Annotated in this window: 19 protein-coding genes and 1 pseudogene; 11 read left to right on the top strand and 9 right to left on the bottom strand. The window is 60.2% G+C overall.

The features are described 5' to 3' along the window. Positions 1–103 precede the first annotated feature (103 nt). Complete coding sequence (locus tag ACMYUN_RS20345) at positions 104–595, bottom strand: CS1 type fimbrial major subunit (RefSeq protein WP_039758453.1); 492 nt, start codon at positions 593–595, stop codon at positions 104–106. 499 nt (positions 596–1,094) lie between these two features. Between ACMYUN_RS20345 and ACMYUN_RS20340 the strand changes: the two genes are divergently transcribed. Continuing rightward, the gene (locus ACMYUN_RS20340) at positions 1,095–1,670 is read left to right on the top strand and encodes a PadR family transcriptional regulator (protein ID WP_415761581.1); all 576 of its coding nucleotides are present in this window, start codon (positions 1,095–1,097) and stop codon (positions 1,668–1,670) included. Further along, positions 1,667–2,451 (top strand): annotated as a pseudogene (locus ACMYUN_RS20335) (siderophore-interacting protein). Before ACMYUN_RS20340 ends, ACMYUN_RS20335 begins: the two are co-directional and overlap by 4 nt. Positions 2,452–2,571: 120 nt before the next feature. On the opposite strand, the gene ACMYUN_RS20330 reads toward ACMYUN_RS20335, so the two are convergent. Both ACMYUN_RS20330 and ACMYUN_RS20325 read right to left on the bottom strand, forming a co-directional pair. After that, on the bottom strand, positions 2,572–3,210 hold the full coding sequence (locus tag ACMYUN_RS20330) for a Pr6Pr family membrane protein (protein ID WP_415761580.1): 639 nt from the start codon (positions 3,208–3,210) through the stop codon (positions 2,572–2,574). Between the two features lies 1 nt (position 3,211). Further along, on the bottom strand, positions 3,212–3,442 hold the full coding sequence (locus ACMYUN_RS20325) for a VF530 family DNA-binding protein (protein ID WP_016773359.1): 231 nt from the start codon (positions 3,440–3,442) through the stop codon (positions 3,212–3,214). Between the two features lie 300 nt (positions 3,443–3,742). On the opposite strand from ACMYUN_RS20325, the gene ACMYUN_RS20320 reads away from it, so the two are divergent. From ACMYUN_RS20320 to cmoB, 9 genes are all read left to right on the top strand, one after another. Then, a complete protein-coding gene (locus ACMYUN_RS20320) occupies positions 3,743–5,104 on the top strand; it encodes a carbohydrate porin (protein ID WP_415761579.1) in 1,362 nt (453 codons plus the stop codon). A gap of 219 nt (positions 5,105–5,323) precedes the next feature. After that, positions 5,324–7,732 (top strand): glucose/quinate/shikimate family membrane-bound PQQ-dependent dehydrogenase, encoded by a 2,409-nt coding sequence (locus ACMYUN_RS20315; protein WP_415761578.1) that lies wholly within the window; start codon positions 5,324–5,326, stop codon positions 7,730–7,732. Between the two features lie 389 nt (positions 7,733–8,121). Then, positions 8,122–8,577, top strand: coding sequence for a hypothetical protein (locus ACMYUN_RS20310; RefSeq protein WP_415761577.1), 456 nt, complete (start codon positions 8,122–8,124; stop codon positions 8,575–8,577). Continuing rightward, a complete protein-coding gene (locus ACMYUN_RS20305; RefSeq protein ID WP_129997599.1) occupies positions 8,565–8,942 on the top strand; it encodes a hypothetical protein in 378 nt (125 codons plus the stop codon). The genes ACMYUN_RS20310 and ACMYUN_RS20305 overlap by 13 nt, the downstream gene beginning before the upstream one ends. 373 nt (positions 8,943–9,315) lie before the next feature. Next, the gene (locus ACMYUN_RS20300) at positions 9,316–9,690 is read left to right on the top strand and encodes a DUF6124 family protein (RefSeq protein ID WP_129997600.1); all 375 of its coding nucleotides are present in this window, start codon (positions 9,316–9,318) and stop codon (positions 9,688–9,690) included. Between the two features lie 254 nt (positions 9,691–9,944). Continuing rightward, positions 9,945–12,359: an endopeptidase La gene (gene lon, locus ACMYUN_RS20295; protein WP_415761576.1), complete on the top strand. Its 2,415-nt coding sequence runs from the start codon at positions 9,945–9,947 to the stop codon at positions 12,357–12,359. A 187-nt stretch (positions 12,360–12,546) separates the two neighbouring features. Then, complete coding sequence (locus ACMYUN_RS20290; RefSeq protein WP_064364364.1) at positions 12,547–12,939, top strand: protease inhibitor I42 family protein; 393 nt, start codon at positions 12,547–12,549, stop codon at positions 12,937–12,939. Between the two features lie 208 nt (positions 12,940–13,147). Then, positions 13,148–13,891: a carboxy-S-adenosyl-L-methionine synthase CmoA gene (gene cmoA / locus ACMYUN_RS20285; RefSeq protein WP_415761575.1), complete on the top strand. Its 744-nt coding sequence runs from the start codon at positions 13,148–13,150 to the stop codon at positions 13,889–13,891. Continuing rightward, the gene (gene cmoB, locus ACMYUN_RS20280) at positions 13,888–14,844 is read left to right on the top strand and encodes a tRNA 5-methoxyuridine(34)/uridine 5-oxyacetic acid(34) synthase CmoB (protein WP_129997602.1); all 957 of its coding nucleotides are present in this window, start codon (positions 13,888–13,890) and stop codon (positions 14,842–14,844) included. Before cmoA ends, cmoB begins: the two co-directional genes overlap by 4 nt. A 190-nt stretch (positions 14,845–15,034) precedes the next feature. Here the strand turns inward: cmoB and tadA are convergent, their stop codons facing one another. The 6 genes from tadA to treC all read right to left on the bottom strand — a co-directional run bounded on the left by tadA (position 15,035) and on the right by treC (position 22,874). Beyond that, positions 15,035–15,532: a tRNA adenosine(34) deaminase TadA gene (gene tadA / locus ACMYUN_RS20275; protein WP_415761574.1), complete on the bottom strand. Its 498-nt coding sequence runs from the start codon at positions 15,530–15,532 to the stop codon at positions 15,035–15,037. Continuing rightward, on the bottom strand, positions 15,532–16,908 hold the full coding sequence (locus tag ACMYUN_RS20270) for a multicopper oxidase family protein (RefSeq protein WP_415761573.1): 1,377 nt from the start codon (positions 16,906–16,908) through the stop codon (positions 15,532–15,534). The genes tadA and ACMYUN_RS20270 overlap by 1 nt, the downstream gene beginning before the upstream one ends. Positions 16,909–17,026: 118 nt before the next feature. Next, positions 17,027–17,317: a PTS transporter subunit EIIB gene (locus tag ACMYUN_RS20265; protein ID WP_415761572.1), complete on the bottom strand. Its 291-nt coding sequence runs from the start codon at positions 17,315–17,317 to the stop codon at positions 17,027–17,029. 2 nt (positions 17,318–17,319) lie between these two features. Next, on the bottom strand, positions 17,320–19,848 hold the full coding sequence (ptsP, locus tag ACMYUN_RS20260; protein ID WP_415761571.1) for a phosphoenolpyruvate--protein phosphotransferase: 2,529 nt from the start codon (positions 19,846–19,848) through the stop codon (positions 17,320–17,322). Positions 19,849–19,898: 50 nt separating this feature from the next. Next, entirely contained in the window at positions 19,899–21,122 is a 1,224-nt protein-coding gene (locus ACMYUN_RS20255; RefSeq protein WP_415761570.1) for a maltoporin, read from the bottom strand. Between the two features lie 105 nt (positions 21,123–21,227). Beyond that, positions 21,228–22,874 carry an alpha,alpha-phosphotrehalase gene (gene treC, locus ACMYUN_RS20250; RefSeq protein WP_415761569.1) on the bottom strand — a complete coding sequence of 549 codons (1,647 nt, stop codon included), beginning with the start codon at positions 22,872–22,874 and terminating at the stop codon, positions 21,228–21,230. Positions 22,875–22,892 lie beyond the last annotated feature (18 nt).

Here is a 22,892-nt window from a genome sequence, read left to right as displayed (position 1 = left end):
CTCTGATTGACTGACAATGAAAGTCCGTCGGGGCCTACATGACTGTCTGCCCCGGCGGTTGACGCCACTCGTGAAAAGCGAGCGTATTGAGCTGATCAGTTGATCAGTTGCCGCCAATCGGTGGCACGGCGTCAAAGATCATTGCCACGGAACCGGTGTAGTCACCCGGCTGGAAGTTGCTGCCCTTGGCGGAGATTTTCAGCGGTGCGCGATAGTTGACGTCGGACTCGGCTTCACCGACGACCATTTGCGGAGTGGTGGTCAGTTCCTTGTTGTTGAGCATCACTTGCAGGTCGATCGAAGTGCTGCCAGCGACCAGTTTTGGCAGACTTTCCAGGCTGGCGTGTACCGAACCGTTGTTGTTGCGCACATCGAAGAAACCGTTGACTTCGGCCATCTTGCCGGTCGTCGGCTGATAGCTCATGTCCTGATCCTTGTTGACCAGGTCAGGATCGGTTGGCACCACGTAGAAACCATTGGTCGGCACGTGAGCGACGAGGCTGATGGAATGCGACGCTTCGCCCGCAGCGAAGGCACCGGTGGAGGTGATTGCCAGAAGAGCCAGGGGAGCAGCGATTGCGAATTTCTTGAACATCGTTCAGTACCTGTTTGCTTTATATAAGAGGGATGTCATTAAAAGTTCATAAACCCATTGCTTAAGCAGCAGCGGATCAACTTGAACTTTCAACGATGGGCATCATCGACTGTTGCCTCTGGAATGTAAGCAGGCAACTTCCGACAAACGCGTAGTTAAACCACCCCGCACCCCGCCAGAAAAAAGAACAAAAAACAGATACTTGCGATATTCGCTGTAAGTTTCGCCTTACATACAGTTATCCGGAAAAAACCATACAGCAACTTTGCCGCTTTAGATCAGCAACTTTGGAGATATTAGAATATATACTCAAGAGCAACTAGAGCGATAACTTTAACTTCGAGGTCACGGCATCGTTCAATCACCCAAATATATTTTTTTCCGCCCGAAGGGTGCTGGTGACCGCTCGTCCGTCGAAACGCGCTTGAGGAAAAAACGTCTTGCGTCACCGTTAAGATATATCTTAAGTTGTATCTAAATACGACGTGAGAGAAGCGAAATGAGAGACCATCATTCCCCCCACCGCGAGCACGGCGACGGCCGCGACGGCTTCGAGAAGCGCCCGGGTCGCGAACGCGGCGGCCGCGGCCCTCGAGTGTTCGCCCCCGGTGATCTGAAATTGCTGTTGCTGGCGCTGATTGCCGAACAGCCATGCCACGGCTACGACCTGATCCGCCAGATCGAAGGCATGTTCGACGGCGCCTACAGCCCGAGCCCCGGGGTGATATACCCGACCTTGACCTTTCTGGAAGAGAGCGACCTGATCGCCGGCGATGCCGAGGCCGGCAAAAAACGTTACAGCGTGACCGACGCCGGTCGTCTGTCTTTGAGTGAGCAGGCCGTAGCGCTTGATGGCGTACGCATGCGCATCGACGTCAGCAAGCGCTCACTGCGCGGCCATGATCGCCCGGCGGAAATCCACGAAGCGGTGCACAACCTGCGCCATGCCTTGCAGCTGCACCACGGTCGCTGGAGCGCCGAAGAAATCCTGCGCGTGCGCGACCTGCTCAACGACACCGCCAAAGCCATCGTCGACGGCCCTGCCGTTCAACCTGCCCCGGAGACAGCCGAATGACTGCAGTCGATACTCAAACCATTCACCGCGTCATGCATGAAATCAAACGACGCAAGCTTGAAGTATTGCGCGTCACCGACCTGACCCCGCGCATGCGCCGCATCACCCTCGGCGGGCCCGAACTGGCCGGATTCATCAGCCTGGGCACGGACGATCACGTCAAACTGCTGTTCCCGCAGAACGCCGAACAGGCAGCAGCGCTGGAGACAATGCAGCTCGGCGCCGGCAAGGACAACGGCCCGATGCCAGAGATGCGCGACTACACGCCGCGTCGCTACGATCTGGAAAAAATGGAGCTGGACATCGATTTCGTCCTGCATGGCGATGGCCCTGCCTCGACCTGGGCGGAACAGGCGCAACCGGGGCAATTTCTGCACATCGCGGGCCGCGCGGGTCGATGATCGTGCCGGACATCTTCGACAGCTACCTGCTGATCGGCGACGAAACCGCCCTCCCCGCCATCGCCCGCCGCCTCGAAGGCCTGGCGGCGAATCGCAAGGCGCTGGTAGTGATTGAAGTGGAAAACGGCGCCGAGCAGCAAGTGCTGGAAAGCGCTGCGCAGTTCAATGTCATCTGGGTACTGCGCGAGGGCGGCAAGGACAACCTGCTGACGACGGTCAAACAGCTGCAAGTGCCCAAGGGCAATCTGTACGCGTGGGTGGCGACCGAGACCAAGGTCTCACGGCAGATTCGTCGGGTGCTGATCGATGAGCATGGGCTCGATGAACAGTTCATCAAGGCGGCCGGATACTGGCGCGCCGAGGGCTCTGACGAGGAGTGATTTTCTCCTGACCACAATTCCCGTGTGGGAGCGAGCTTGCTCGCGAAAGCGGTGTGTCAGTCAACATCCATGCAAACTGATACACCGCATTCGCGAGCAGGCTCGCTCCCACATTGAATATCAACTTCGTGCGGACAATCTGCGGTCGAGGCCGATCACCAGCAACCCCACCAACACAAACCCCACCAATATCCCCCCGGCATTCGCCAGCACCTGTGGATAACCCAACACCGCGACATCTATGAACGGGTACGCATACGCGCCAAGCAGATGCCCGCGCAGCAAAGCGTAGATGAAATACACCAGCGGATAGATCAGCCATAGCGGCAGGTGCCACAGGCGCAACGTGCCTTTGGGAACGCAGCGCCACCAATAGCCAAGAAACAGCAATGGCATGCCGTCGTGGAGCAACTCATCGGCGACAAACTGCCAGCCTTCGGGATGCCACAAGTGCCGCAACAAAATGCTGTAGGCCAGACCGACCACGGCGATGCTTACCGCAATGCCACTGCTGACCCAGGGTTGCAGGAACCAGCGCCGCGCGGCGGATTCGCACTCGGTGACCGCGCAGGTCAGCACCGTCGCCACCAGGGTGTTGGTCAATATCGTGAAGTAACTGAAGAAACTCACCAGCCCGCCCAACAGGCTGGCGCCGATGCTCAATCGTGCGAAGAGAATCAGGTACAGCTGAATTGCCAGCCCCGCCCAGCCCAACACGGCCAGGCCGGTGATCAGGCGTCGCCGCCTCGCGCTGTCCATCTCAGAGCGGTCGCTTGGTGCGCATCAGCTTGACGTAAAGGCGTTCGACCTTTTCCCGCGCCCATGGGGTTTTACGCAGGAAGGTCAGGCTCGACTTGATGCTCGGATCGCTTTTGAAGCAACGGATGTCAATACGCTCGGCCAGACCCGACCACTCGTAGTGAGTCACCAGCGCATTGAGGATCTGTTCGAGGGTCACGCCGTGCAGCGGATCGGGGGATTGTTCGTTCATGCCGGCCTCTGGGCGAAGTGGAAATGCGTAAAGCCGCGCACCTTAGCCGAGGGGCTGAGCGGGTGGAAGGCCTTCCTGCAAATGTAGGCCAACCCGGGAAAATCGCAGGCTGTGGCCCGGCTCACAATGCGCCCGTTTGCCGCACTGTTACCGAATCCGAAACGCTGCATGTCTGCAAAAGCCCTTTCTCAATTTGTTACAGATCATTATCCTGCCGCCCTTCCGCTGAAACGCTTCACTGCCTGCGACAATCTGAAGCGCTCGGCCTGCACCCGTAAAACATCAAAAAAGACTTTATTCATGGCTGATTTTTCCTCCTTCCGAGATAGCGCTACCTTCGCCCTGCGCACCTTCGGCGGCTGCACCGCCCTTGGCCTTGCCACCTGCGTCCAGGCAGCTCCAGCCTTCGACAGTGATTCACCGTACATGCTCGGTGACTGGAACGGCATGCGCACAGAACTCGCGGAAAAAGGCTACGACTTCAAACTCGATTACACCGGCGAAATGGGCAGCAACCTGCACGGCGGCTATGACCACGATCGCACTGCGCGCTATAGCGACCAGTTCGGCCTCGGCACCCATCTGGATCTGCAGAAGATCCTTGGCTGGAACGACGCCGAGTTCCAACTGACCATTACCAAACGCAGCGGCAACAACATCAGCAATGACCGCATCAACGATCCGCGCGTTGGCGGCTTCACTTCGGCGCAGGAAGTCTGGGGACGTGGCCAGACTACGCGCCTGACGCAAATGTGGTATCAGCAGAAATTCTTCGATCAGAAACTCGACATCAAGGTCGGCCGGTTCGGCGAAGGCGAAGATTTCAACAGCTTCCCCTGCGATTTTCAGAACCTGGCGTTCTGTGGCTCGCAGGTTGGTAACTGGGTCGGCGGCATCTGGTACAACTGGCCGGTCAGCCAATGGGCGCTGCGGGTCAAATATCACCTGACGCCGGAGCTGTACGCACAGGTCGGCGCCTATGAGCAAAACCCGTCGAACCTCGATCGCGGCAACGGTTTCAAACTCAGCGGCAGCGGCACCCAGGGCGCGATCCTGCCGGTCGAACTGGTGTGGACGCCGAAGCTCAACGGCCTGCCGGGCGAATACCGCGCCGGTTATTACTACAGCAACGCCAAAGCGTCTGACGTTTATAAAGATCGCAATGACCAGCCGGCAGCGCTGAGCGGCGAAGCCTACCGCAGCGCGTCGAGCAAGCACGGCGTATGGCTGGGCCTGCAGCAGCAGGTCACCAGTGTCGCCAGCGATAACAGCCGGGGTTTGAGCCTGTTCGCCAACGCGACGATGCACGACAAGAAAACCAACGCCATCGACAACTACGTGCAGGCCGGCCTGACCTACAAAGGCCCGTTCGATGCCCGCGCCAAGGACGACATCGGTTTCGCCCTGGCCCGCGTCCACGTCAACCCGGCCTATCGCAAGAATGCCGAAATGACTAACCGCGCCAACGCCGTCTACGACTACGACAATCCGGCGTTCCTGCCACCGCAGGACACCGAGTACAGCGCCGAGCTGTATTACGGCGTGCACGTGACCAATTGGCTGACCGTGCGCCCGAACCTGCAATACATCCGCCACCCCGGTGGCGTGAACGACGTCGACGACGCCCTGATCGGCGGGATCAAGATCCAGTCGTCGTTCTAGAGATCTACACAAATCCAATGGAGGAGTGAGCCTGCTCGCGATAGCGGTGTTACAGGCGACATCTCCAGAGACTGAAACAGCGCTATCGCGAGCAGGCTCACTCCTGCAGGAATGCATTTCGTTAGCCGAACAAGTTTTTATCTGAACCATGCCTGCGCCAAATCGTCATCTAAAGTGACTACAGCGCGGGACTACATAAACGTCACGGAGAATCACACTATGAGCACCGAAAGTGCTTCGAGTCGGGGCCGTCTGCTACCGGGCCTGCTCGGCATTCTGCTTCTACTGATGGGCCTGGCCATGCTGGCCGGGGGAGTCAAGCTGAGCATGCTCGGCGGCTCGCTTTACTATCTGCTGGCCGGTATCGGCATCGCATTGACCGGCATCCTGCTGCTGATGCGCCGTCGTGCGGCGCTGGGCCTGTACGCCATCGTGCTGTTCGCCAGCACCGTATGGGCGTTGTGGGAAGTCGGTCTGGACTGGTGGCAACTGGTGCCGCGTCTGGCGATGCTGTTCGCCCTTGGTCTGGTGATGCTGCTGCCGTGGTTCCGTCGCCCGCTGCTGCTCAACGGTCCGGCGCCAATGGGCACCGGCGCCTTGAGCGTAGCGGTGGTACTGGCCGGCCTGACCGCTGTAGCCAGTCAGTTCACCAACCCTGGGGAAATCAAAGGCCAACTGGACCGCGACAGCGTCGACGGTATGACCAACACCGCCCCGACCATGCCCGACGGTGACTGGAACTCCTACGGCCGCAGCGCCCACGGTGATCGTTACTCGCCACTGGCGCAGATCACCCCGGCCAACGTGAGCAAACTCGTACCGGCCTGGACCTACCGCACCGGCGACATCCCGGGGCCGAACGATCCGGGCGAAACCACCGCTGAAAACACCCCGCTGAAAGTCAACGGCATGCTCTATGTGTGCACGCCGCACAGCCAGGTGATTGCGCTGGATCCGGACAGCGGTAAGGAAATCTGGCGCTTCGATCCGAAGCTGAGCACGCAGAACGCGGCCAACTTCAAAGGTTGGGCGCACATGACCTGCCGTGGCGTGAGCTATCACGACGACGCGGTCTATGCCTCCGAGCAGAGCCCGACCGGTTCGGCCAGCCCGGCCCCGGCCAGCGCCTGCCCGCGTCGCATCTTCCTGCCAACCGCCGACACCCGTCTGATCGCCCTGAATGCCGACACCGGCAAAATGTGCGAAGACTTTGGCGACAAAGGCCAGGTCGACCTGAGCGCCAACATCGGCGGCTTCAACGCCGGCGGCTACTACTCCACTTCGCCACCTGCGGTCACCAAGGACCTGGTGGTGATTGGCGGTCACGTCACCGACAACGTTTCCACCGACGAGCCTAGCGGCGTGATCCGCGCGTTCGACGTGCACACCGGCAAACTGGTGTGGAACTGGGACAGCGGCAACCCGGACGACACCGCGCCGATCGCCGAAGGCAAGACCTATACGCGCAACTCGCCGAACATGTGGTCGATGTTTGCCGTCGATGAAAAACTCGGCATGCTCTACCTGCCGATGGGCAACCAGACCCCGGACCAGTTCGGTGGCATGCGTACGCCTGAATCGGAACTGCACGCCGCTGGCCTGACCGCGCTGGACATCGCCACCGGTAAGGTGCGCTGGAACTTCCAGTTCACCCACCATGACCTGTGGGATATGGACGTCGGCGGTCAACCGACCGTGATGGACATCAAGACCGCTGACGGCGTCAAGCCAGCGGTACTGGCGTCGACCAAGCAGGGCAGCATCTACGTGCTGGATCGCAGCACCGGCAAGGCCATCGTACCGATCAACGAAATCCCGGTGCCACAAGGCGCGGTGGAAGGCGACCACACTTCGCCAACCCAACCGAAATCCGACCTCAACTTCATGCCGCCGCCACTCAAAGAACGCGACATGTGGGGCGTGACGCCATTCGATCAGATGCTCTGCCGGATCGACTTCAAATCCCTGCGTTATGACGGCCCGTTCACCCCGCCATCGCTGCAAGGTTCGATCGTGTATCCAGGCAACTTCGGCGTGTTCGACTGGGGCGGCATCTCGGTCGATCCGGTGCGCCAGATCGCCTTCGTCAACCCGAGCTACATGGCGTTCCGTTCGAAACTGGTACCGGCTGCAGAAGTTGCCGGCGGCCCGGGTCGCAAGAGCGAAACCGAAGGCGTACAGCCCAACAAGGGCGCGCCATACGGCGTGATCCTCGAGGCGCTGCTGTCGCCAATGGGCTTGCCATGCCAGGCGCCAGCGTGGGGTTATGTCGCAGCGGTCGACCTGACCACCAGCAAAACCATCTGGATGCACAAAAACGGCACCGTGCGCGACAGCTCGCCGGTTCCGATCCCATTGAGCATGGGCGTACCGAGCCTGGGCGGCACCTTCACCACTGCAGGTGGCGTTGCCTTCCTGAGCGGTACCCTCGACCAGTACCTGCGCGCCTATGACGTGAAAAACGGCAAGCAACTGTGGGAAGGCCGCCTGCCAGCCGGCGCGCAAACCACACCGATGACGTACACCGGCAAGGACGGCAAGCAATACGTGCTCGTCGTCGCCGGCGGTCACGGCTCGCTGGGCACCAAGCAAGGTGACTATGTGATTGCGTACAAACTGTCTGAGTAAGCGTTAGCGAGCGGTAAAGAAAAGGCGATGTCCCGTAAGGGACATCGCCTTTTTTTGTGAGCGCAACTTGGCAGGCAATGAAAAAACTGTGGGAGCGGGCTTGCTCGCGAAGGCGGAGTGCCAGCCGGCACCTGTGTTTCTGACACACCGACTTCGCGAGCAAGCCCGCTCCCACATTCGCTCTCGGTCGTGAACAGGTTCGTCCTGCAGACGCTGATTAATGCGCCGGAGCTTTCCGACAGGCGGGTCGGTAGCGATTGGAAAATGCGCTGCGCCTGAATATTTATCGCCAACAAGAATAAAAAACTGTCAGGTATTACAGTTCACAGCTTTCCAGCTTTTTCCCAGACTTGCCTCTTCATTATTCGGATCATACAGAGGCAGCTCTCATGGCAAACCCAAACGTAGCCAAAGCCGTTTTCGCGTTCGGCTCTATTGAAACGGATGTCAAAGGCACCATCAGCGGCCATTATCTGGACTTGACCAGCTACAGCACTTCAAGCACCTCCATTTCTTTCAACGTGTTAGGGGGATACGACTTTTCTTTCCGCCACAACGACAGCTTGACGGGCGCGCGGATCATCTCCATCACGCTTCGCTACCCGCTGGATCCTTCCCCTCTGCGCTATTCAGAAACGATTGTTATAGACCGAATCGATCCACGTCCCTATGAATTTGATACGTCAACTTCTTCACGTATCGCGGTGACCCAAATGAGTGACTCCGTGTACCGATACGACCTCAAAGATTACAAATTTTCAGGCAAAGCAAAGCACACGAATGACACGCGGGAACTCACCTGTAATGGATTCTTTGTGGTTCAGGAACTGACGTGGCCGTTCTGACAACGCTGGTTGTGGGGACCTTCTGTGTGAGCCTTTATTCGAAACTGCGTATCGCCCTGCTGGCGGCCATATTGGCACTCAGTGCCTGGATCCCTGCGCAGGCCGACAACAACGCGGAGCAGGAAAAAGACTGTAGTGCAGCACTCATTAAATTGAAGTCCATGAACATCACGCCTGGCGCATCCAATTGTCAGACAGGCGAAACACTACAGTGGCGCGTCGAGGCAACTGCCGAGCAATTTGAGCAGGTGATGGATGTTTGCAAAAAATCCAGACTGGCCGCCGTGTATCGATACAGCGAATCAAGGATCGTCAGTTGCCAATACACCTCAAGCACGAGGAACACTTCGGGCGGAGCGTATTGAAAGAGGAGGGACGTCTGCCACGGGTTGCAACATATTGAGGCTGTAGGATACGCACACGTCCTACAGATGCTGCTGAATGCGAGGCTTTTTCCGACAGGTCGCGTCGGTTGTGCTTCGGAAATGCGCTGGATAGGCTCGCAGGGTCGCTGACAATTCAGCGACCGGGCGTCGCGGCCCGGGCAGTCCATTCGATTTGATGCATAATCGCCAGCCCAAGCGTTAGCCGCTTGGTTTGATGGTGGCTGTGCGCGGGATACCTTCGGGTATGCCGGGTTTCCGAATGGCTCGGTCCGCGAACCTGCGTACAGCTGCCTCCTTGCATCGCGTCGCGGCGATCACGCAGACAGCTCCATCTCTCATTCGGAGCTTCACCATGTTCAAACCAACACCCAATCCCCCCGAAACCGAAAGCACTTCCCCCTACCAATCCCCCGACTCAAAAAAACTCCACCACGCCGCCGAGCGTGCGCTGGACCACTACCTGAAGCCACCCGCCAGCGCCGACAAATCCCACAAACCCAGCACCATGTTCCAGGTCACGCCCGATCAGGACAACGAAAGCCTGCTCGCCCACGCCTGCGAATCCCTGGCCTCGGCCAGTGTCATGGCCAGCGACATCGCGGCATACGTCGACAGCCCGCAGCGACATACCATCCTGGCGATCCAGCAAGTGATCATGCTCGCCGAACTGGCGGTGAATCGAGTCCTGGACAATTACGAAATCCCCCAATCCCCGGCACACAGCTGAACCCGGTGGGAGCGATCCTGCTCGCGAAGGCGTCGGCACATTCGGCAGTAATGTCGCCTGACACACCGCATTCGGAGCAGGCTCGCTCTTACATTCGGGATCGTGGCATCCACGAGATTCAGATCGGCTCTCAGGCCGCCAAGGTCAAAAAAACTGTCCCCCCCCTGAACACACAAGCAGAAACACACCCGCCCCATTGAAACCACGCCACCCCTGCCCCATCTAAGACCCATACCCCATTGCGCAGGTGCCCCATGACCGACCAGCAAGATCGCCCGGACAACCACGACGAGTACGAAACCGACCACATCGAACACACCTCCTCCGGCACCGGTCTGGCGCTGCCTGGGCAAAACCTGCCGGACAAGGTTTACATCATCCCGATCCACAACCGCCCGTTCTTCCCGGCCCAGGTCTTGCCGGTCATCGTCAATGAAGAGCCGTGGGCCGAAACCCTCGAACTGGTCAGCAAATCCGAACACCACTCCCTGGCCCTGTTCTTCATGGATACGCCCCAGGAAGACCCGCGCCACTTCGACACCGGCGCCCTCCCCGAATACGGCACGCTGGTCAAGGTTCACCACGCCAGCCGCGAAAACGGCAAACTGCAGTTCGTCGCCCAGGGCCTGAGCCGTGTGCGCATCAAGACCTGGCTCAAGCATCACCGCCCGCCGTATCTGGTCGAAGTCGAATACCCGCACCAGCCCACCGAGCCGACCGACGAGGTCAAGGCCTACGGCATGGCGCTGATCAATGCGATCAAGGAACTGCTGCCGCTCAACCCGCTGTACAGCGAGGAGCTGAAGAACTACCTCAACCGCTTCAGCCCCAACGATCCGTCGCCGCTGACCGACTTCGCCGCCGCCCTGACGTCCGCCACCGGCCCCGAGCTGCAGGAAGTGCTCGACTGCGTGCCGATGCTCAAGCGCATGGAAAAAGTCCTGCCGATGCTGCGCAAGGAAGTCGAGGTCGCGCGCCTGCAAAAGGAGATTTCCGCTGAAGTTAACCGCAAGATCGGCGAGCATCAGCGTGAGTTCTTCCTCAAGGAGCAACTCAAGGTCATCCAGCAAGAACTTGGCCTGACCAAGGACGACCGCAGTGCTGACCTCGAACAGTTCCAGCAGCGCCTCGAAGGCAAAACCCTGCCGGCGCAGGTGCAGAAACGCCTCGAAGAAGAAACCCACAAACTGTCGATCCTTGAAACCGGCTCGCCGGAATACGCGGTCACACGTAACTATCTGGACTGGGCGACTTCGGTGCCGTGGGGCGTGTACGGCGAGGACAAACTCGACCTCAAGCACGCACGCAAAGTCCTCGACAAGCACCACGCGGGTCTTGATGACATCAAGGATCGCATTCTCGAATTCCTCGCCGTCGGTGCCTACAAAGGCGAGATCAGCGGTTCGATTGTGTTGCTGGTCGGCCCGCCGGGCGTGGGTAAAACCAGCGTTGGCAAATCCATCGCCGAATCCCTCGGGCGGCCGTTCTACCGCTTCAGCCTCGGCGGCATGCGCGATGAAGCCGAAATCAAGGGCCACCGCCGCACCTACATCGGCGCGCAGCCGGGCAAACTGGTGCAAGCGTTGAAAGACGTCGAGGTGATGAACCCGGTGATCATGCTCGACGAGATCGACAAGATGGGCCAGAGCTACCAGGGCGACCCGGCCTCGGCGCTGCTGGAAACCCTCGATCCTGAGCAGAACGTCGAATTCCTCGACCACTACCTCGACCTGCGCATGGACTTGTCGAAAGTGCTCTTCGTCTGCACCGCCAACACCCTCGACTCGATCCCCGGCCCGTTACTCGACCGGATGGAAGTGATTCGCCTGTCCGGCTACATCACCGAAGAAAAAGTCGCCATCGCCAAGCGGCACCTGTGGCCGAAACTGCTGGAAAAGGCTGGCGTGTCGAAAGGCAGCCTGAGCATCAGCGACACCGCACTCAAAGCCCTGATCGACGGTTACGCCCGTGAAGCCGGCGTGCGCCAGCTGGAAAAGCAGATGGGCAAACTGGTGCGCAAAGCGGTGATGAAGCTGATCGACGATCCGAAAGCAGTGATCAAACTCGGGCCGAAAGACCTCGAAGCCTCGCTGGGCCATCCGGTGTTCCGCAATGAGCAAGTCTTGTCCGGCACCGGCGTGATTACCGGTCTGGCCTGGACCAGCATGGGCGGCGCCACGTTACCGATCGAAGCCACGCGGATTCACACGCTCAACCGTGGGTTCAAACTCACCGGGCAACTGGGCGATGTGATGAAAGAATCGGCAGAGATCGCCTACAGCTACGTCAGCTCGCACCTCAAGCAGTTCGGCGGTGATGCGAAATTCTTCGACGAAGCTTTCGTCCACCTGCATGTGCCTGAAGGCGCGACGCCGAAGGACGGCCCAAGCGCCGGCGTGACCATGGCCAGTGCGCTGCTCTCGCTGGCACGCAATCAGCCGCCGAAAAAAGGCGTGGCAATGACGGGTGAGCTGACGCTGACCGGGCATGTACTGCCGATCGGCGGCGTGCGCGAGAAAGTGATCGCAGCGCGCCGGCAGAAGATTTTCGAGTTGATTCTGCCGGAGCCGAACCGGGGTAACTTCGAGGAGTTGCCGGATTATCTGAAGGAAGGGATAACCGTGCACTTTGCCAAGAAGTTTGCGGATGTGGCGAAGGTGCTCTTCTGACAGTTTTCAGCGCCTGATATACCGCTATCGCGAGCAGGCTCACTCCTCCATTTGGAATGCGTTCCACTGTAGGAGTGAGCCTGCTCGAGATGGCGTCAGTCGGGTCAACGCGAAACCCGCCTGTCACACTTTGTCTCATCTTCAGTTATGCTCGCCGTTCGTCGTAACCGCCGGAGCTGCTGACCTTATGTCCCCCACTCGCCTGTTTCTCCCCCTCGCCCTTTGCTTGCTGGCCGCCTGCGCCACGCAACCGAAACACAACGTGACCGTGGAAAAACAAAGCGAATGCCCCGTGCGGCTCACGACCGGACAAAACCTGATCATCACCCTGCCGAGCAACCCGACCACGGGTTATCGCTGGGCGATTCAGGATTCCGCTGGCGGCGTGTTACGTGCGCTCAGCCCGGAGGTCTACAGCAATCCGGAAGATGCCGGCGTGGTCGGCGCAGCGGGTGTATCAACCTGGCGCTTCCAGGCATTCGCAGCCGGCACCGGGCGCTTGCGCCTGACTTCGCAACAACCCTGGGCGCCGGAAGTGCTGCCCGTGGAAACCTTTGACTGCGCCATTTCCGTGAACTGACTGCGGCAAACCGCGCTGGCTTCTTCGCGAGCAGGCTCGCTCCCACAGGACACCGCGATCCCCTGTGGGAGCGAGCCTGCTCGCGAAAGCGATATCCCTGACGGCGAAGTTTATCCGCCCGTACTGTGCTTTATCAGACAACCCAAGCATCCCCGCGCCACTTTGGCTAAAATGCCGGCCTTTTCCATCGACACCGCCGGAAACCGCCGTGAGCAAAGAACCCGATCGCCTATTCGCCCAGCCTTTGGCCCAGGTGCCTGACTTCGCCTTCAACGAAGACGTGGTGCGGGTGTTCCCGGACATGATCAAGCGCTCGGTGCCGGGTTACCCGACCATCGTCGAAAACCTCGGCGTGCTCGCCGCGCAATTCGCCCAGCCGAACAGCGTCCTTTATGACCTCGGTTCGTCGCTCGGCGCAGTCACTCAAGCCCTGCGCCGTCATGTGCGCACCGACGGTTGCCGAGTGATCGCTGTGGATAACTCAGCAGCGATGGTCGAGCGTTGCCGCGAATACCTCAATGGTCAGGATTCGATGTTTCAGGAATTGCTGCCGGTCGAGGTGATCGAAGGCGATATCCTCGCGCTGCAATTCCAGCCTGCCTCGGTGGTGGCGCTGAACTTCACCCTGCAATTCATCGCCCCGGATCAGCGCACCGCGTTGCTCTCGCGCATTCGCCAATCGCTGTTGCCCGGCGGCGCGCTGATTCTCTCGGAGAAGCTGCGCTTCAACGATGCCGAAGAACATGCGCTGCTCACCGATCTGCACGTGGCGTTCAAACGCGCCAACGGCTACAGCGAACTGGAAATCGCCCAGAAGCGCAGCGCCATCGAAAACGTCATGAAGCCCGACAGCCTCGAAGAACACCGCGAACGCTTGCTGGCCGCCGGGTTCTCGAAAGTCGTGCCGTGGTTCCAGTGTCTTAACTTTGCCTCGTTGATTGCCTTGCCATGATTGATCTGTCCCCCCTCGCCCGCCGTCTGGCCGGTACTCCGCTGGCCGACTGGGCCAACACGCTGCAAGCGCAACTCGACAAGAAAATGGAGAAAGGCCACGGCGATCTGGAACGCTGGCAAAGTGCGCTGGACGCCTTGCCGAAGATCCAGCCAAGCGAAGTCGATTTGCTCAATGGCTTGAAACTCGACACCGATTGCGACGACGCAACCCGCGCGCAGATGCGCACCGCTTTAATGGGCCTGTCGCCGTGGCGCAAAGGGCCGTTCGATCTGTTCGGTGTGCATGTCGACACCGAATGGCGTTCGGACTGGAAGTGGTCGCGCGTGGCGCCGCACTTGGACCTCAAAGGCAAGCGTATCCTCGACGTCGGCTGCGGCAATGGCTACTACATGTGGCGCATGCTCGGTGCCGGTGCGAACAGCGTAATTGGCGTTGACCCGAACTGGCTGTTCTTCTGCCAGTTCCAGGCTGTGCAACGTTATTTGTCCGAGCCGAATGCCTGGCACCTGCCGTTCCCGTTTGAAGATCTGCCGCCGAATCTGGAAGGCTTCGACACGGTGTTTTCCATGGGCGTGTTCTATCACCGCCGCTCGCCGATCGAGCATTTGCTAGCGCTGAAGGATTGCCTGGTCAAGGGCGGCGAACTGGTGCTGGAAACGTTGGTGGTCGAAGGCGACAAGCATCAGGTGCTGGTCCCGGAAGATCGCTATGCGCAGATGCGCAACGTGTGGTTTTTGCCGTCGGTGCCGGCGCTGGAATTGTGGCTGCGGCGGGCCGGGTTCAGCGATATTCGTTGTGTGGATGTCAGTACCACGACGGTGGAAGAACAACGCGGGACGGAGTGGATGAAGTATCAGTCGCTGAGCGATTTTCTGGATCCCGAGGATCACAGCAAAACTGTAGAGGGACTGCCGGCGCCGATGCGTGCGGTGATTGTCGCGAAGAAATAACCCGATCTCACAGCGCAGATCCCCCTGTGGGAGCGGGCTTGCTCGCGAAGGCGGTGTGTCAGACGATAAATGGTTGCCTGAATCGCCGTCTTCGCGAGCAAGCCCGCTCCCACATTGCAAGCGCATTTCTGCCGTTGAAATGCCGTCTTTTGAGCAAGTGAACCTGTTCGCTTCTACAATGGGGCGGTATTTATTCAGCGGGTTTTGTGCGCCTGGCGCGGAAAAATTCGGTCAGCACTGCGCCACATTCTTCAGCCAGCACCCCCCCCTCATACAACACCCGGTGGTTCAAAAAACCCTGGGTAAAAAACTGTCCCTGACTCTGCACAATCCCGGCCTTGGGCTCCAGCGCGCCATAGACCACTCGCGCCACCCGTGAATGCACGATCAGCCCGGCGCACATGCTGCACGGTTCCAGCGTCACGTACAGCGTGCTGCCCGGCAGACGATAGTTATCCACCGCCTGCGCCGCGGCGCGGATCGCGACCATTTCCGCATGGGCACTTGGGTCGCTGGTGCTGATCGGGCAATTGAAGCCGCGCCCGATGATCACGCCATCGTGCACCAGCACTGCGCCCACCGGCACTTCACCGAGGGCGGCGCCCTGTGCGGCGAGGATCAGAGCTTCGCGCATGAAGTCGCGGTCGCGGCTGCGGTCGATGATCGCCGCCGGGCGGATCTGGCGCATCACTTCACCTCGATCGCGGCCATCAGGCCGGTTTCCATATGGTCGATGACATGGCAGTGGAACATCCACACCCCCGGGTTATCCGCCACCAGCGCCACTTGCGCACGCTCGTTCTTGCCCAGCAGATAGGTGTCGGTGAAATACGGCACGACCTTGTGCCGGTTCGACGCGATCACCTTGAAGCTCATGCCGTGCAGGTGGATCGGGTGCTGGTACTGGGTCATGTTCTTCAATTCGAAAATATAGCTCTGACCCAGTTTCAGGCTGGCAATCGGTCGGTCAGCACAGGTCTTGTCGGTGATATCCCAAGCCTTGCCGTTGATCTGCCACAGGCTCGGCGGTTTGCCGTTTTCGGTGTTCACCGAGACCGAGCCGACCCATTCGAAATTGAAGTTGAGTTTCTCCGCATTGGCCAGGTCCGGCTCGGCCACCGGGTTGGCTGGCAGCGCTTTTGGCCAGTCCGTTGGCGCATCGGTGTTGGCGACGGAACGCAGCGTGCCCAGACGAACCGGGCCGTTGCGCAGCGACAACTCCTCACCTGCCGCCGGCGCCTTGATCGCCAGGCAAATGCGCATGCCAGGGCCGAGCCAGTATTCCTTGCCCAATGGCCGAGGTTCGATCGGATTGCCGTCCAGCGCGTAGATCTTCGCTTCGACGCCCGGAATGTTGATGCGATAGGTCAGGGTGTTGTCGAGGTTGAGCAAGCGCACCCGAGTGATCTGCCCGGCCGGCAGATCGATCACCGGCAACGGCACGCCATTGATCGTCGACAGGCGCCCGGCGGTACCGCCACGGGCCGCTTCGCGCGGGATACTGAACTCGACGAACTGGCCTTGCTCATCGACATGCCAGTTCTTCAGGCTAAGGGTTTTCTCGTACTTGAAACCGGTGGGCTCGCGCTCTTCGATGATTAGCGGCCCGACCAGCCCACGACCCAGTTCTTCGCTGCTGCTGACATGCGGGTGATACCAGTAGCTGCCGGCGTCCGGCACGCGGAATTTGTAGTCGAAGTATTCGCCCGGCAGCACCGGCAGTTGCGATACGTAGGGCACGCCGTCCATTTCCAGCGGCAGGCGGATACCGTGCCAGTGAATGGTGGTCGCCACGGGCAGGTGATTGATGAAACGCACCCGCAACCATTCGCCCTGACGCACGCGCAACTCGGTGCCCGGCGCCGACGGGCCGAACGCCCAGGCCTCGGTCTTGTTCCCCGGCACCAGCTCGACGTCGAGCGGCGCGGCGATCAGTTCATAGTCGTGGCCGGCCTCGGCGTCGGCCATCTTGCCCAGCCAGTAACGCGATGCGCCTCCCGCGCCCACGCCAACGACAACAAGACCGGCCAGGCCACCGAGAATTTGTCGACGGGTAAAGGACATGAACTCAACTACCTCACGTATCAGCGACGGACCCCGAGGGACCCGCAAAAAGGCGAATACGATACACCCGCAGTTGAGAAACAGTAAGGGCGACCTGCGGCCGCACGTCTTGTCGGCCTTATGCGCGCAGCCCGGTAATCAGGTGCAGCACGCCATCACCAATGGGCATGACACCTGCCACGCCGGCGGCACTCAGCGCCTGATGGTCGACCCGCGCCTCGTCCTGCAGCGTCACGCGCACCCGGGTCAGCGCCACCGGCTGCTGCGACTTGATGTTAGCCACACCGCCCAGCGCGGCAATGGTCTCGGCGCTCAAACCGGCAACCGGTTCGGCGGCGACTTTAACTTCATCCGGGACCAGATCCGGCGTCAGTGCCTTCCAGAATGCCTGCTGCAATTTGTCGAACATGTTCAATTCTCCATAACCGGCGAGGCATCGACTTTCGCCCCTTGAAACTGCTGCAAGGCTTCGCGCACGTCGGCGGCGCTTTCGAGGCTCGAGACCTGTTCGGCGATGATGCGACAGTCGGCCAGATTCACTTCGCGCACCGCCGACTTGATCGCCGGAATCAACGGCACGCTCACCGACAGCTCATCCACACCCAGCCCCAGCAGCAACGGCACCGCAAGGCGTTCAGACGCCATGGCGCCGCAAACGCCGACCCATTTGCCGTGGGCATGCGCAGCCTTCACCGTCATCGCGATCAGGCGCAGCACCGAAGGGTGAAAGCTGTCCGCGTGACTGGCCAGACGCGGATGATCGCGGTCCATGGCGAGCGTGTATTGGGTGAGGTCGTTGGTGCCGATGGAGAAAAAATCCACGTGCGGCGCCAGCACATCGGCCATCAGCGCGGCGGCCGGCACTTCGATCATGATTCCCAGTTTCGGCAGGTGCGCCAGGCCCAGCATGCGCGCCTCCTGTTCGAGGATCTGCCGTGCCAGACGCAGCTCGGCCAGATTTGTGACCATCGGCAACATGATGTGCAGACGCGTCAGCTCCGAGCAGGCCAGCACGGCGCGAAATTGCTCACGCAACAATTGCGGGCGCTCAAGGCACAGGCGAATACCGCGCAAACCGAGGAAGGGATTGGTTTCGCTGTCCATCGGCACATAGGCCAGCGGCTTGTCCCCGCCGACATCGAGGGTGCGCACCACGAGATTGTGTGCCGGCCCGATAGTGCGGGCGATGGCGCTGTAGGTGGCCACTTGTTCATCGTGGCTCGGCGCTTGCTGGCGACCCAGGTAGAGAAACTCCGAACGCAGCAGTCCAACGCCACTCGCGCCAAGCTCCATGGCCTGGGCGGTTTCTTCCTGCGAGGCAACGTTGGCGGTGACTTCGATGTGCTGACCGTCACGGGTACAAGCCGCCTCGCTGGCCTGCGCCAGTTCCTGCTGATGACGCTGGCGCTGGCGCTCATGCCGCGTGCGCAATTGATCGATGGACTCGGCGTCAGGGTGCAATTGCAGTTCGCCTTTGTCGGCATCGAGCAGGACCCGCGTGCCATTGTCGAGCCCGAGCATTTGCAGCGGCATGCCACAGATCGCAGGCAAGCCACAGGCCCGCGCGAGGATCGCGACATGGCTGGTAGCGCCGCCGCCAACGGTGGCAAACCCCAGCACCTTGCGCGTATCGAGCCCGGCGGTCTGCGAAGGGGTCAACTGATCGGCGATGAGAATTGTGTCGTCCGGCAACTCCAGCGCTTGCTCGTGCACACCGAGAATCAGCTTCAGCACGCGCTGGCCGACATCATCCAGATCCGCCGCGCGTTCGGCCAACAAGGCATTGCCCAGCGAGCGGAACATCGCCGCCGTTGCGTCGGTGCTGGTCTTCCAGGCGAATGCCGCGCTTTTGCCCGCGTCGATCAGCGCCCTGGCCTGATCCAGCAGGCTCGGGTCGGCCAGCAGTTCCTGATGCGCCTTGAAGATTTCCGCCTGCGCCTGGCCGCTGGCGGTGTCGCGCAGATGTTGCAGGGCCATGTCGGCTTCGATCAGGGCCTGGCTCAAGGCCTCCAGTTCGATTGGCGGCGCGGCGCCGAACTCGTTGACCAGTAGCGATGCTTCGACGATCTGCATGACTTGCCCCAACGCCGAACCGGGCGAGGCGCAGACACCGCGCAGGATGTTCGGCATTTCTGCTGCATCGGCTTCGACCGGTGCGGGCGCTGTCACCGCTTCGCCGCAGCCTTCGCTCAGCAAGCGGCTCAGCGCTGCGACCGCTGCTTCGGCATCTTCACCTTCGGCGCTGACTTGTACGCTGTCGCCATGGGCCGTCTGCAACGCCATGATCGCCACCAGGGATTTGCCATTGGCTTGCGCTTGCAGTTTGTGCAGATGAATGGTCGCTGAAAATGCCTTGGCCGCTTGGGCGAATACTGCCGCCGGCCGCGCGTGCAGACCATTGGGATTGGGCAGGCTGATCGGCGGCGAGAACACCGCATCGCCCGGCACCGGCGCTGGATGCTCGCCGACGGCTGCGCCGACCAGCACGTCCAGCACTGGCTGGCCCACCTCGACCAACCCGGTTGAGCCGACCAATGAATCGAACGGCTCGCCACTGACCACCAGCATCAAGGTCAGCAAACTGCGCGCATGCAGGGCAATGTAGTCAGCATCAAAGTCGATCAGCGCCTGCCCCGCTTCGACCCGCTGCCCGGCTTCAACGCGGCGGGTAAATCCTTCGCCAGCGAGATTCACCGTGTCCAGGCCGATGTGCATCAACACCTGAACACCCGCGTCACTGGTGATGGTGAGCGCGTGCCCGCTGGCCTGCACATCGCTGACCACGCCGGCCAACGGTGCGCAGAGCGTTGACGAGGTCGGGTCGATGCACAAACCGTCGCCGATGATCCGCCCGGCAAACACCGGGTCGGGCACCTGGTCCAGCGCCATCAGCACGCCGGATAAAGGCGCCAGCAGCTGCAATTGTTGGGGTGTGGCCATGACATCACCTGATCTTGTATTGATTGAATGAGCGGTCGCAGCCGCTTTGCTTATTTCCACCAGTATTCAACCTGCAGCCCGACATTGGCCCCGTGCCGGGCATTGCCGAAGGCGCCTGTGTCGGACAGTGCCGAGCCTTTGGCCAACAGGTTGGCGGCACGCTTGGCCGCCTGGTTCCAGCTGGCATAGGTGTAATACAGTCGCACTTCGGGCCGCGCCCAGAATTCCGGGCCTTTCGGTGACCAGGTCGGCGCGAAGGTGAACTTGCTCAGCTTGCGCGTGCCGTCCGCCGCCTCGACCTGATCGTGACCCAGTTCGGTCACCAGTTTGAACTGCTCGCTCAGCGCATAGGCCGGGCGCACACCGAGTGACAACCAGTTCTGGTCGGCGCCGCCCTGACGAATATCCTTTTGATACACCGCCTGGAATTGTCCGCCAAAACGTGGCGTCAGTTGCCAGTCGAAGAATTCGACGATGCGATAGCTCTTGTTGCGGTCATCGAGCCTGACGTTACCGGTATAGCCCAATCCGGTGCCCGGCCCTTCGCCGTATTGCAGCGCCAGTTTGTTCTTGCCGCCGAAAAAGGCCTGCTGCACGTGCTGAGTAGTGATCGCCCAGCCACGGTGCGCGTCGCGGCTGCCGGGCTTGTCGATGTAGCTCAGGCCAAACTCCAGTTCACCGCCGCGGTTGCTGTTGAAACCGCCGACGTTGAAGTCGTGGCGGTTGATGTAATCTTTTTGGTAAAGATTGTCCTTGCGCGAAAAGGCGTAGCTGTATTTCAGGCCACCGAGCAACACGTCTTCAATGCCTGCCCCGGTGGCGCTCTGGTTCCAGTAATAGAAATCGGAAATATGGATGTCGTTACGTTTGTAGTAACGCCGACCCGCCCATAGCGAGCCGCCGTTAAGCGCGGGCATCGCCGACCATTGCGCATAAGCCTGTGGCAGGCGAATCGAGCCGTTGTCCTCTTTGAACGTCAGGCTGCGATCGTAGCGGTTGTACAACGACGCCATGCCATCGACGCTCAACACCGAGCCGTCGTCGAGGGTGTACAGATCCTGGCGCAGCTCGAGCTCACCGTACTGCTCGCACTCGTTGCCGAGGCGATATTTGGTCTGTGCGCCGGGCAACTGGAAACACGACTGACTGCCGCTGTTGACCGAAGTACCAACACCGCTGCGCAGATAGCCGCCAAACTCCAGCGCCTGAGAAGATGTAGGCATTGCCAGACAAAATCCGGCGACTGCCAAGCTGTAATTCATGGTTGTTTTCATATGCCACCCATTGTTTTTATTGTGTGGTTGCAGGAATTCAGCGCGCACAAATCCCCCGCGCAGCGTTCTGCGTGTTTTTTCAAAGGTTGTTATTCAGTTAAAAAATCAGGGGTCGGTCAGGTGCAGCACGAAGGATTCGTAAGGTCGCAAGTGCAGCACCCGTGTGCGTTGCGGACAGTCCGGGTAGTTGCTGATCAACAAGCGCTGTTCGTGGGTTTCGTCGATCAGTGCCGGTAGCTCGACCTCACAGGCAGTGCCATAGAAGTTGTTCACCACCAGCAAACGCTCACCCGCACCCTCGCGCAGGTACGCCCAGACTTGTGGGTGCTCCGGTAGCAACTGGCGATAGACGCCGTCAGAGATCAGCGCTTCAGTGCGGCGCAAAACGATCAGGCGGCGATAGTGATGCAGCACCGACTCTGGGTCGTGCAGCTGATGCGCGACGTTGATCTGCGCAGCATTGGCCGGCACACCGATCCATGGTTCGCCGCGGGTGAAACCGGCGTTGTGCCCCGCGTGCCAGTGCATCGGCGTGCGCCCGTTGTCGCGGGACTTCTGCATGATCGCCGCCAGGTTGTCGAGGTCGCCGGTGCCGGCTTCACGCTTGAGGCGAAAGATGTTCAGGGTCTCGACATCGCGGTACTGCTCGATGCTCTCGAACCCCGGATTGGTCATTCCCAATTCTTCGCCCTGATAGACGAAGGGCGTGCCCTGCAGAAAGTGCAGCGCCGTGCCGAGCATCTTCGCCGACAGCTCGCGGTATTCGCCGTCATTGCCGAACCGCGAGACCACGCGTGGCTGATCGTGGTTGCACCAGAACAGCGCATTCCAGCCGCCACCCGCCTGCATGCCGGTCTGCCAGTCGGACAGAATCTGCTTGAGCTGGAGGAAATCGAAATCGGCGCGCACCCATTTCTGCAGATTCGGGTAATCGACCTTCAGGTGATGAAAGTTGAAGGTCATCGACAGCTCTTTCGACTGCGGATTGGAGTAACGAATGCAGTGTTCGAGGCGGGTCGAAGACATTTCCCCGACGTTGATCAGCTCATGCCCTTCAAAGACCTCGCGGTGCATTTCCTGCAAGTAGGTGTGCACGTTCGGCCCGTCGGTGTAGAAGCGCCGACCATCGCTGTCGTCCTCGGGGAAGTCCGCCGGTTTCGAGATCAGGTTGATCACGTCCAGACGAAAGCCACCGACGCCCTTGTCGCGCCAGAAACGCATCATCTTGAACACTTCGTCGCGGACCTTGGGGTTGTCCCAATTGAGGTCGGCCTGGGTGTGGTCGAACAGGTGCAGATAGTACTGGCCGGTCTGCGCTTCGTACTCCCAGGCCGAACCGCCGAACTTGGATTCCCAGTTGTTCGGCTGGTCGCGCCAGATATAGAAGTCGCGATAAGGATTGTCGAGGCTGCTGCGCGCCTGCTGGAACCAGGCATGCTCGATCGAGGTGTGGTTGACCACGATGTCGAGCATCAACTTGATCCCGCGTTTGCCCGCTTCGGCGATCAGCAGTTCACAGTCGGCCATGCTGCCGTAGCTCGGATCGACCGCGTAGTAGTCGCTGATGTCGTAGCCGTTGTCGCGCTGCGGCGAGCGCAGGAACGGCGTGATCCACAGGTAATCGACTCCCAGCCATTGCAGGTAATCGAGCTTGGCGACGATGCCGAGCAGATCGCCGGTGGCGTTGCCGGCATGGCTGTGAAAGCTCTTCGGGTAGATCTGGTAGATCACCGAACGTTGCCAGTCTTGCATGGCGCGACTCCTTTATTG

The sequence above is a fragment of the Pseudomonas sp. CP4 genome (genome assembly GCF_047758505.1).
Taxonomy (GTDB): Bacteria; Pseudomonadota; Gammaproteobacteria; order Pseudomonadales; family Pseudomonadaceae; genus Aquipseudomonas; species Aquipseudomonas fluorescens_AO.
The sequence above is the reverse complement of the archived record's forward strand: the minus strand, read 5'-3'. Positions and strand labels throughout refer to the sequence as shown.